This window comes from Vibrio sp. 2132-1 (genome assembly GCF_033344315.1).
On record NZ_JAWPON010000029.1, the window covers coordinates 21,312 to 32,315 of the forward strand.

Below are 11,004 nucleotides of genomic sequence, written 5' to 3' on the forward strand. Positions count from 1 at the left end.
ATTTGTTTTCATTAATTATTGGATGCTTTCGGTACGGTTTCGTTCATCTCTGATGTGAGTACCTGAATACAACTTTGAGCCAATGACACTGCCCAGAAGCTGCCTGCAAGAGTAAGGACTGCGCTACGTTCATGTAGCTGTACTAAGCCTTTCGCTTGCCACACTTTAAATAGAGGCAATAAAAACCCGAACGCGTCCTCTCCCATAAATGATGGAAGTTGATTTGCTTGAACAATGCCACGGTCAAACGCAGATTTGAGTGCAGAAAAAAGTGGTTCTAGAGGGCTTTGTTTCATCATCATCGCGATGGTGCTTTGACCTTCTTTGACCGCTTTAATATAGGTCTCTAGTGTGCGGTGTTGCATCATCCCGTAGCCACCGATATTACCTCCAGCACCACAGCCAATTGGCAATACCTCTGCATAAGTCTTGGCTAAACTATTGTATAAACTACGCTCGCGGTTATCGATTGCCCAATGGTTCACGCTAAGTTGCTTCATATGGTGTTTGGCCATAAAGTTCACACCGAGCTCATACATTCCCGCTTTTTCTGGTGTGGTCGCAGGTGGCGGGATTTTTCCCTTCTCTACGAGGTTGAGCATGGGAGCTGACCCACCAACCACTAACTGATACAAATCCAGTCCGTGTGCGCCAGTCGAGAGGAAATCATTTAGATCTTGCTCTAACACTTCTTTGGTTTGATAAGGTAAGCCATAGAGTAAATCGATAATGACCGGAATTTTGTCTTCTTTGGCGATCTCGCTCACTCGTTTGAGTACATCTTCCCTATCATCTAAACGTTTTGCGCTGCGGCGCACTTGTGTATTAAAACTTTGCACACCAAAAGAGAAACGATTAAACCCACCCTCTAAAGCGCCTTGATACAACTCATCAGAAAAACGATTGATGCGACCTTCTAAGGTGATTTCGCAGTCTGCAGCCAAAGGAAAGTGGTCTCGGATAGCCTGGCCTAACACACGAACCTGTACTGGAGATAAATCCGTTGGCGTTCCGCCCCCGATATATACGGCGTGAAAAATACCATTTTGTGTCCAAGGTAATGCCGCTTTCTCTCTAAGCTCCTGCATTAATGCTTCAAAGTACTCATCAACCAGTGTGCGACTTGCAGCATTTTGAAAGAAGTTACAAAAAGTGCAACGAACGCGACAAAACGGAACATGAATATAAAGACAGCGCTTATTGGTCGCTTTAATTGAGTTAGCCGTAATACTCGAAAAAATCGCCTGTTGTTGAGACGAGGGCACAGGTACGCTCGCTCCCCCGGCATGTGCAGAATGCTTCTTAACAAAAGCAAATCGCAATGGATCAGGACTATCACTGCCCAACACTGATTCATCAAGCTTATCGATATCGACGCTCATATATACTCGCTTAACTCCCATCATGTAAGGGATGGAAGCTGATCTTAAAAATTCTGCAAGAATCATAATTTGAGCGTAATGATAATGCAATTGATAATTGATCTTATTTCCATTGTAAGTAATAATCTGACCAAGTTTTCATAGTTTCCCGAGATATTCCGTGAACGTACAAAGATATGTCATTGCAGGAGGTGCTTCCCTTGCCATCCATGCCGCACTTCTTTTTGTTTCTCAAGAGACAAAGGTGTTCGCGATGCCGGCTGGAAACCCAGCAAGTTCGGTAAGTCTAAATCTTGTGTCTGCTCCTCCAGCTGTCGAAAAATCTACACCAGAAAATGTAGCACCACCAAAAGAGCAGCAGCCTCAAGACCAACCTGAACCAGAAAAGAAGATTGTAAAAAAACAGGTCGTCAAGAAAGACGCTGTTAAGAAGAAGGTAGTAGAGAAAAAACCTGAACCGGTTAAACAATCTAAACCTAAAGCGGTCGAGCCCACCAAAACCGTAACAAAGCAAAAGGTTCAGCCCGAAGCGAAACCAAAGAAAAAAACGGAACCAGTGAAGAAAGAGACGGTAGCTCAACAATCCGCACCTGCGAGCCAATCCAAAGGGGCAACGTCTCAGCCTGTCTTGGTCGACAAACCAACGTTTGTGAGTCAACCAACACAACCCCGTTACCCAAGGTCTGCACAAAGACGCGGTATTGAAGGTGTAGCCTTGTATGAGATATGGCTAGATGAGAATGGTAACCAGATTAAACAGGTTTTGATTGAGTCTTCCGGCACAGAGTCGCTAGATGCCTCAGCACTTCGTGCGATCAAACAGTGGCAATTTACACCACATATTTCAGGTGGGCTAAAAGTCGCTCACCGAGTACAAGTACCTGTTCGTTTTAAGTTGGATGGATAATGGAACAACTACAAGAATTACAAACTCAATTTGGGCTGATGACATGGCCTTTGATCATTTGCTCAGCTCTAACCGTGATGATCATCGCCGAGCGATTATTCCATGTGTTAATTAGCCTTGGTGTAGGAAAGCGAGCCATTCGCCAAAAGCTCACAGGATTAGACCCAACAAATGGGAGCGAACTTGAAGCACTTGCTGAAGAGTTGTCGAATAAGCGGCCGCTTCTGTACCGTGGTGTTGCGATGTTGCTTGCTCATCATTCTTTCTCGAAATCTTTAAGAGAAGATGCCGCAGGTATTTGGCTGCAAGAAAAACGCCATCAGTTGCATTCCGGCCTTCGTTTGCTGACGCTGATTGGCGTCATCAGCCCTTTAATTGGCTTGCTTGGTACGGTACTTGGCTTAATTGACATGTTTAAAGGCATCGCGGTTTCAACGGGGAATATCACTCCGAATGATTTGGCTGACGGCCTAGGTCTTGCTATGCGCACCACTGCCGCGGGTCTCATTATCGCACTTCCTGCCATTTCAGGAGCGCAGATCATTGGTTTGTGGGCGGATCGTGTAATCGCCAAGCTTGAGCACACTTTAAACTACGTCAACTTATGGCTTGAAGGTATCTCGTTACAGCATGTCTCGCCAGACCACTCAAAAGTAACACTGCGCTCTTCTGAGAAGATTGAGGCAGCAACTAAATGATTAAAACACCACAAGATAATAGTCGTAACGGTTTAACCCCCGATTTAACACCGCTGTTAGACATTATTTTTATCGTCATGGTTTTCCTGATGTTAACCGCAGCGGTCAAACTCGATTCATTAGACGTCAATTTACCGAGCACAGAATCTCAGGCTGTTGCAGATGTCGATAAGCAATCCATCACGGTAAATATTCTTAAAGACGAGCCTTACTGGGCTATTAACGGCAAGACATATATCGATTGGGACAACTTTACCCTCGCGCTGTTAGAAGAGAGTAAGTCAAGCGATAAACCGATTGTAATTGGAGCAGAAAAAACCGCGAATATTCAGTCGCTAGTACAACTTCTCGGCTTTTTACAAGAAAACGGAATTCAAGCAACTCAGTTACTCACTGAAGAGCCATCATAAAAATAAGTAAGATAGAGATCCTTTCAAAATGAAGAACACACGCATCACTATTCATGCTGTTGTCACGGCAGCTATTTCCCTACTTGCGAGTAGTCAACTTTTTGCCAATGCAACGCCATCCTCAGAGCGCGTTGTTAGCGCAGGCAGCGCCGTCACTGAACTCTTGCTTGAACTCGACGCTAAAGATAGCTTGGTTGCTATCGACGTCACCAGTCAATTACCAAAAGGGATGGAACTGCCTAAAGTGGGCTACCATCGTCGTCTTTCAGCGGAGGGGTTGCTCGCCTTACGTCCGACAAAAGTCATTGGTTCTGATGAGATGGGGCCGAAAACAACATTGAGCCAATTGAAATCGGCTGGCGTAGATGTAGAAATTGTTAATACTGATGCAAATGTCGAGGGCCTTTATCAACGTATTGATCAAATTGCGAACCTTATGGATCGCAAGGCTCAAGCTGAAAGCTTAAAGCAAGATGTCCAGGCGCAAGTACAAGCACTCAATGCAAACCAGCCTAATCAAGCAAAGAAAAAGAAAGTGCTCTTTCTGCTGATCCATGAAGGGCGACCTGCAAATGTTGCGGGCTCACAAACGACACCCGATGCAATTATTCAACTCGCCGGCGGACAAAACCCAGCCGCTACACAACTCTCGTCTTACAAGCCTCTATCCACAGAAGCGATGGTAGAGATGCAGCCTGACGTGATTATTGTTAGTGGTCGCAGCTATGAAACGTTGGGTGGTGCCGATGCAATTTTAAAAGCAATGCCGCTTCTTGCTGCAACACCCGCTGGAAAGAACAAAGACATCATAACGATTGATGGCCATGCTCTGGTAGGTGGTTTGGGCCTTAAAAGCCTTGCAGAAGCTAAACGCTTGAATGCACTGCTTTACCCATAGAGACATGACATGTTGTTAAGACGCATCCCCCTTTCAACGACGTTATCAGTGCTTAGTGGATTTTTAGCATTTATTGCTATCGCCTCTATTACCGTTGGCCCAATGAACATTAGCTTTGCTGACAGTTTGCGTAGCCTAACGGGAGGCAGTTCTGATCTCGCTCCTCACATTCAGTTGGTCATTAACGAAATCCGATTGCCTCGCACCATTTTGTGTATGTTCATCGGCGCCATTTTGGCAATTTGTGGTGTGGTTATGCAGGGCTTGTTCCGTAACCCATTAGCCGAGCCTGGTATCATTGGTGTGTCTGCTGGCGCTGCTCTTGGTGGTGCATTCGCTATTGTTGTATTTGCTGAATTTAGCCAAAACTATCCGCAACTAATGAACTTAGCGGCTCTGCCTCTTTTTGCTTTCCTTGGCGGTGCACTAACGACTATTCTCGTTTATAAACTCGGCACAAGTAAGTTTGGTACCTCAGTTACAATTATGTTGTTAGCCGGCGTTGCCATCAGCGCGCTCTCGGGGGCTGCGATTGGCTACATGAACTTTATCGCAGATGATCAGATGCTGCGAGATTTGACGCTTTGGTCGATGGGCTCATTAGCTGGTGCAAATTGGTCAGGGATTGCTCTATCTGCTATAACACTCGTCATCCTATTGCTCTGGTTTCAGAAGAAGTCGATGGCGCTGAATGCTCTGTTGTTAGGGGAATCAGAAGCAAGACACTTAGGAGTTCCGGTTCAAAAACTCAAACGTCAGCTTATTTTACTTTCTGCACTGGGTGTTGGTATTACGGTGAGCATCAGTGGTGCAATTGGATTTATTGGGCTCGTGATTCCTCACTTAGGGCGCATGCTCGCTGGGCCTGACCATCGAACGCTATTACCAATATCTGCCTTAATGGGAGCACTGCTTCTTACTGCCGCAGATATGTTTGCTCGTGTTGCCGTGGCACCAGCTGAATTACCAGTTGGAATCGTGACCGCATTGATTGGCGCGCCCTTTTTCATCTACTTATTGTTCCAGCAAAAAGGGAAGATTTTGTAATGAACCAGATCGTTTTATCGGGGAAAAACATTTCGATGACGTATGGCAACCGTGTGGTGCTCGATGACATCAACATTGATATCCGAGCTGGTGAAGTGACCGCCCTACTCGGCCCCAATGGCGCAGGTAAAAGTACTTTACTCAAGCTTCTATGCGGTGAGATCTCTTCGAATCATCACATCACCTACTTCGGTAAACAAAAGCATGATTGGGAGCCTGAAAAAAGCGCCAAACATATTGCAATGCTCCCGCAGCACAGCACCTTAACCTTCCCATTTCTAGCCAGAGAAGTAGTAGAGCTGGGGGCAATACCGCTATCACTGTCCAATAAAGAAACCACTAAACTGGCTTTACATTACATGGAACAAACCGACGTATTGCATTTAGCAGAAAGCCTGTACCCGTCTTTATCTGGTGGAGAAAAGCAACGACTGCATCTAGCACGAGTGATGACACAACTACATCAATCTGGCGAAAAACGAATCTTAATGCTTGATGAACCTACCTCAGCGTTGGATCTCGCCCACCAACACAACACGTTAAAGATTGCTCGTGAAACGGCAAAAGCACAAAACGCAGCGGTGGTTGTGGTGTTACATGACTTGAATCTAGCCTCTCAGTACGCAGACCGCCTTGTACTCTTGCATAACGGGAAACTAGTTTGTGATGACACGCCATGGAATGCACTAACGTCAGAGCGCATTGAGCAAGTTTATGGCTATCGATCTATTGTGACAAAACATCCGACGCTAGACTTCCCTCAAGTGCATGCCGCAGCATAAAGCGTATCTCCTCTAAGCCGTCTCTAAAACACTTTGATACGACAAAGGCCCGCAATATGAGAATTGCGGGCCTTTGCTTTGATAGTGGCAGAATTTGGTGCTTTAAAGGCTATTACTTGCTCATTTGGATCAATGATCGACCAATCAACCACTCAAGCTCTTTGTCACCACCCGCACCAAACTGGCTTTCAACCATTTTGTATAAGCGGTCAATACCATTAGCAGCAAATTCTTGCGCATTTTCAGCGGTGACAATGTGATGGAATAGCAGTCGTAAAATCGCGAGAAACTCAGCATCTTCCAGCGCTTTAATCCAACTTTGTGAAAATGCATTTAATCCTTTATCAAACTCTAAGTGTTCAATAAACATTTTAAAGATACGGCCATCCAGTGCGGCGGTGAAGTCCGTTTTCTTAGGGAAGTGGTGGCTAATACCGGTACGCGATATACCTGTCTGCTGGCTTAGCGTCGTGTACGACATTTTGTCGTAACCTAATCTGAGTAGCTGATCAATAACGGCATCCATGATCTTTTGGATAGTGATTTCGGTATCTTCTTTACTACGCTTTGGCATATTTTAAGCTCTTCTCTTTGTAAATCCATCTAACTCACTATTAAATGAGGCCAGAATGAAATCATTCTTAGCATTATACCCGGCTCGCCGATGCGGTTCGATTAGCGAAAACCTAGAAATCAGGTTGCTAAGCGCTGCACTTGAAAGCGCTTTGGGTATATGTATTGCGACTATTTAATATCATGTCGAGTTCCAAACCATAACGTCTTTACACTGCGTAATGTGTAATTTTCAGTTATGTTTTTGTCAATACATGCTACTCAAAATAAGGCGAAAAGTTAGTCTCATCAAAACCTTGCGCCAATTATTCATCGAAACTATTCAAAGACCAAGAATGATAATTATTAAAAATAATCAATCAAGAAATAGTCTTATAAATTAACCATTAGTTCAACTGGACTGAGCAAAATCTCGTCACTATATTCGTTAATTGATTTTAAATGTTGATATATATCACATTAACGTTCTTGATGATTTAGTAATCCAATCTTTAACCCTTACTTAACAAGTGCCTATTCTGTTCCTTTTTTACGCAAAAGTCGTCATTTTTGTAGATACAGATCAAATACCTGATAGAATACCCTTAGTATTTACAAGAGGATTCGTTATGAGTGTCGAATTAGAAAAAAACCAAGTATGTGAGGCCTGCGGCTGTGCTGGCGAGATTGGCTTTATCATCAAAGAAGGTGACGAAGTTGCCGACGTAACGGTTTTCGCACAGACAAAAACAGAGCTAGAGTCTGAACTACAAAAATACATCGAGCTCGCTAAATCAGTATGTGCTGATGTTGAATACAATGTTTCAGAAATAACCGAAGAATCGAACCAAGCGACGGCTCGATTCAAATTTGAAGTAAGTGCTGAAAAACTTATCTTTGAATTAAAAACTCGCTCACTCGCGCGTTAATGAAAAAAGCGAGCATGATGCTCGCTTTTTATTTTTCCAATCTCTTAATCTTAAACCGCTCTAAATGAAACAGACAACTTCGGCGCGTTTATTTATCTTTTTTGAACACGACCCACTTTAACGAGCCATTGGTTTCAAAATCGTTCTCAGCGGTACACATCAGTAATACGCCTTCAACATTAATCACGGCCCCTGTGGTGTAGGCTTTATCATCGTAGTAACAGATACGCTGACCTACCTTACCGTCAGCAACTATTAGCGCTTTGTTTTCTGGTGTACTGTATGATTTAGCAAAAACGGAACCCGACAGCAGTACTGCAAAAACACCAGCGGTAAAAATAGATACACTTTTTAACTTCATGAAAATCTCCCTCAAACCTCAATAATACTAACAAGGACCTTTGTGAAGTTCTTGGAAGAATCTCATATTATTCAAATATCTACTGATATTTTTCTCACCTCTACACTTGGGTCTGCTTCACATTCAATCATTTAATTTATCTCATTTTAGTAAGCTTGAAGTTACTTAGCGCAGTAAAGAAGCGCACACTTTTAGCGTGCATCTCTAATTTGAATATTTAAGTTATGAATCAAAAACTGTGAGCAAAAAATGCATAATAGGTTTATTTAAGTATAAGATAAGCACCTGTTGATCTCGGTATTTAACTAACTCTTTGACTATGCGTTTTGTTTCCCTATGCCTTACTTCAATCCTACTCTGCTCATCTCCTTTGGCATATGAGCTAGATTACTATTCTAAGTTTGGTCACATCGATAATTACGGCAATCTTGATCTTAGAAACAAGCCTTACACCCAACTACCCTCTGGCCTAGTGGTAAAGGGCAACTTAAACATCTCACAAACCCCTATCAAAACCTTGCCTAAAGGGCTTGATGTTGAAGGTAGTCTGGAAGCAACTAACAGCGCACTCAAAGTTATTCGCTCAGGAACAAAGATAAAAGGCTATGCAAACCTACTAGGTAGTAAGATCGAAAACTGGCCTAAAGGCATCAAACTAGGCGGTTACCTAAATCTGACAGATACACCGTTAAAAGCGCTTCCAGCTAAACTTCGAGTAAAAGGTGATCTAAGTGTTATTCGCACTCCCATTTCTGATCTTCCTGAAGGATTGGTGGTTGATGGTAATCTCTATATTGGAGGATCAGCGCTGAAAGTATTTCCAGACACAATGACGGTGAAAGGGAATATCTATTTAGGTGGTAACAGGATCACAAAATGGCCCAGCAATTTAACCCTTGGTGGTGCCGTCGCACCTTAAAGAGCAGATAAACAAAAGCCCCGGCAGACCGAGGCTTTAAGGCATTCTGAATCAACGAGTTCAGTGACGAAGATTACTCTTGGTTATTCACAGGATTAGCATAGCTCGCCACCAAATAAGGTCTTGCGCCTTCAGGTAGCTGATCCAACTTATCCGCGAGATGACGCTTAACCGCTTCCGTAATGATGCTCGAATCTTCATGCCCAGCAGCTAACAAGTTGATTGGGTACAACTTGTAGTTGTTGTGAATTTGGCGGTCGATTTCACCAGCAAGAGATTCCGGCGTTTCAAACTCTTGCTCAATCACATCACCAAACGCAACATGTACACGGCCTTTATAGCCAACGATACCTTGAATGATACTTTCGATATCTTCAAATTCGCCTTTTTCATAGCGGCCATTTTCTGCTTTTTCGTACAGCTCTTTTGCTTTGGCAATGTCACATGGATCATTTTCATAGGCAATCGAGACTGGAACGATTTTCAGAGAACGCGTGTACTCACCAAAGCTGATCTTTTGTTTACGACCTTCAACATGGAACATTTTTAAAATCGCAGGATCAGTAAAGTCGTTTCCATCTTTAGCACGACCTTCCTTTTGGGCAATCCAAATTGAATTGCCAGTATCAAGCGAATGTTTGATATAGCTTGACAATTGTCCCAATGCTTTCATCATTTCTCTAGGCGCTTTAGCAGAGCGCTTAACGATGAAGCTCTTATTGAGTCGCATCAATTCTGTCGCACATGGCTTCTTCAGCAGGTTATCGCCAATCGCTATACGAACTGTACGGTGCCCACTTTGGTACAAGCCATAATTTACGAGCGCAGGGTCCATCGCAATATCACGGTGGTTAGAAACGAATAGGTATGACGTGTTTTTATCCAGCTTATCCAAACCAGAAAAAGTGACGCCATCCGTTGTCTTATTCAATGTATCTTTCAGATACTTCTTCACTTCAATCTGAATTGCTTCGACAGAATCAAGCTTGCTCCACTTAGCTTTCAGGTAGATACGCAGGATCGGGCTCATTAGCGTTTTGAACCACGCTGCTTTATTAGCAAAGCGATGTTCTAGGATAGCAGTGATAAATTCATCATCTTGGATTAGACGATCCAGCGCTGCTGGAATTTCTTCGTCGTTGTAAGGACGAATTTCAATATAAGGATCGGTATTGGCTGTCATTGTTCATTACATATCAAAAAAAGCTGGCACATTTTACGCATAGTTTTGCTGACAAGCAGCATTTCAACCCATACTTTTAACATGGTCATACCAGTTAAGCCACCATTTATCATGCTAAAAAATTCTCTCAGCAGGTTGGAATCGTATGGGTTTAACGTTACCCTTAGCGCCAAAAAACACTGGTACTCATAATGAACTACGCAATTGAATTTCACGACGCTAAATACCCCTTTCTTGATGTAGCTGCGCGTAAAAAAGCACTGAAGCACAGTCTACTATCTGTCATCGAAGGGTTAGCCGTCATTAAATTGGGTAAGCAGGAGTATGCCATTGAACCAGGCCAATATTTTTGGATTCCTCAAGGATGTTTGAGCTCCCTCACCTTTTTACCTAATTCTCGTGTATATCGTTGTGATTTTTCTGTGCGTTTAAATGACGAGTTCTCACAACAGGCGGGCTTTGTGAAGCCTTCACCGCTACTAAAAGCGCTCGTCGAGAAGCTAGCAACAACAGCCGAACGCTCGGATCTGCAAACCGATCTACTGACAGTAGTAAGACATGAAGTATTGACGCTGTCTCCTAAACTAGCGCACTCAACGTTAACAAGAGCCATCAATCAGTGGACTCCTGGCTGTGACATGAATATTTCTAAAGAGCTTTGCTTGGTACTAACACTACGTGAAGCAAGAAAAATGAAACTGTCGGGGAAGAAGGAAGAGCAAATTGTTGACTCTCTTTTTGCTGGTAACACCGAAGAATATGAACAGCTTTGCTTTTTAGTCTTTGGAGAAGCGCTATAACTGCTCTTCAACAAGCTACGTGTTCAGCATTACGTAGAATTACGGACACAGAAAGTAGATTTGACCCGTCCTGATATGGGTTGACACTTTTTAACTAAAACGCTCGATGTACTTCATCGGGCGTTTTGTATTTTAA

General features: G+C 43.4%; 13 protein-coding genes. 9 read left to right on the plus strand and 4 right to left on the minus strand.

Annotated elements, in window-relative coordinates:
- Positions 1-11: 11 nt before the first annotated feature.
- The gene (gene hutW, locus R8N47_RS22325; RefSeq protein ID WP_064354555.1) at positions 12-1,382 is read right to left on the minus strand and encodes a heme anaerobic degradation radical SAM methyltransferase ChuW/HutW; all 1,371 of its coding nucleotides are present in this window, start codon (positions 1,380-1,382) and stop codon (positions 12-14) included.
- Between the two features lie 160 nt (positions 1,383-1,542).
- On the opposite strand from hutW, the gene R8N47_RS22330 reads away from it, so the two are divergent.
- From R8N47_RS22330 to R8N47_RS22355, 6 genes are read left to right on the plus strand one after another with little or no spacing between them, the layout of a single operon-like run.
- A complete protein-coding gene (locus R8N47_RS22330) occupies positions 1,543-2,289 on the plus strand; it encodes an energy transducer TonB (RefSeq protein ID WP_064354554.1) in 747 nt (248 codons plus the stop codon).
- Entirely contained in the window at positions 2,289-2,987 is a 699-nt protein-coding gene (locus R8N47_RS22335; protein WP_005375324.1) for a MotA/TolQ/ExbB proton channel family protein, read from the plus strand. Before R8N47_RS22330 ends, R8N47_RS22335 begins: the two co-directional genes overlap by 1 nt.
- Positions 2,984-3,397 (plus strand): ExbD/TolR family protein, encoded by a 414-nt coding sequence (locus tag R8N47_RS22340; protein WP_053350535.1) that lies wholly within the window; start codon positions 2,984-2,986, stop codon positions 3,395-3,397. Before R8N47_RS22335 ends, R8N47_RS22340 begins: the two co-directional genes overlap by 4 nt.
- A gap of 28 nt (positions 3,398-3,425) precedes the next feature.
- On the plus strand, positions 3,426-4,295 hold the full coding sequence (locus R8N47_RS22345) for a heme/hemin ABC transporter substrate-binding protein (protein WP_053350536.1): 870 nt from the start codon (positions 3,426-3,428) through the stop codon (positions 4,293-4,295).
- Between the two features lie 9 nt (positions 4,296-4,304).
- Positions 4,305-5,342 (plus strand): FecCD family ABC transporter permease, encoded by a 1,038-nt coding sequence (locus tag R8N47_RS22350; protein WP_053350537.1) that lies wholly within the window; start codon positions 4,305-4,307, stop codon positions 5,340-5,342.
- Complete coding sequence (locus R8N47_RS22355; protein WP_005385036.1) at positions 5,342-6,124, plus strand: heme ABC transporter ATP-binding protein; 783 nt, start codon at positions 5,342-5,344, stop codon at positions 6,122-6,124. The genes R8N47_RS22350 and R8N47_RS22355 overlap by 1 nt, the downstream gene beginning before the upstream one ends.
- A gap of 112 nt (positions 6,125-6,236) precedes the next feature.
- Here the strand turns inward: R8N47_RS22355 and R8N47_RS22360 are convergent, their stop codons facing one another.
- Entirely contained in the window at positions 6,237-6,698 is a 462-nt protein-coding gene (locus R8N47_RS22360) for a TetR/AcrR family transcriptional regulator (protein WP_005385033.1), read from the minus strand.
- Between the two features lie 607 nt (positions 6,699-7,305).
- Between R8N47_RS22360 and R8N47_RS22365 the strand changes: the two genes are divergently transcribed.
- On the plus strand, positions 7,306-7,605 hold the full coding sequence (locus R8N47_RS22365; protein ID WP_005375307.1) for a YfcZ/YiiS family protein: 300 nt from the start codon (positions 7,306-7,308) through the stop codon (positions 7,603-7,605).
- 88 nt (positions 7,606-7,693) lie between these two features.
- Here R8N47_RS22365 and R8N47_RS22370 read toward each other — a convergent pair whose 3' ends face one another.
- Complete coding sequence (locus tag R8N47_RS22370) at positions 7,694-7,966, minus strand: YnjH family protein (protein WP_005375306.1); 273 nt, start codon at positions 7,964-7,966, stop codon at positions 7,694-7,696.
- Between the two features lie 319 nt (positions 7,967-8,285).
- Here R8N47_RS22370 and R8N47_RS22375 point away from each other — a divergent pair, with 319 nt between their 5' ends.
- Positions 8,286-8,885 (plus strand): hypothetical protein, encoded by a 600-nt coding sequence (locus R8N47_RS22375; RefSeq protein WP_005375305.1) that lies wholly within the window; start codon positions 8,286-8,288, stop codon positions 8,883-8,885.
- A 73-nt stretch (positions 8,886-8,958) separates the two neighbouring features.
- Here the strand turns inward: R8N47_RS22375 and R8N47_RS22380 are convergent, their stop codons facing one another.
- Positions 8,959-10,068, minus strand: coding sequence for a 1-acyl-sn-glycerol-3-phosphate acyltransferase (locus R8N47_RS22380; RefSeq protein WP_005385027.1), 1,110 nt, complete (start codon positions 10,066-10,068; stop codon positions 8,959-8,961).
- A 191-nt stretch (positions 10,069-10,259) separates the two neighbouring features.
- On the opposite strand from R8N47_RS22380, the gene R8N47_RS22385 reads away from it, so the two are divergent.
- Positions 10,260-10,868 (plus strand): hypothetical protein, encoded by a 609-nt coding sequence (locus tag R8N47_RS22385; protein WP_064354553.1) that lies wholly within the window; start codon positions 10,260-10,262, stop codon positions 10,866-10,868.
- The last annotated feature ends 136 nt before the right edge of the window (positions 10,869-11,004 follow it).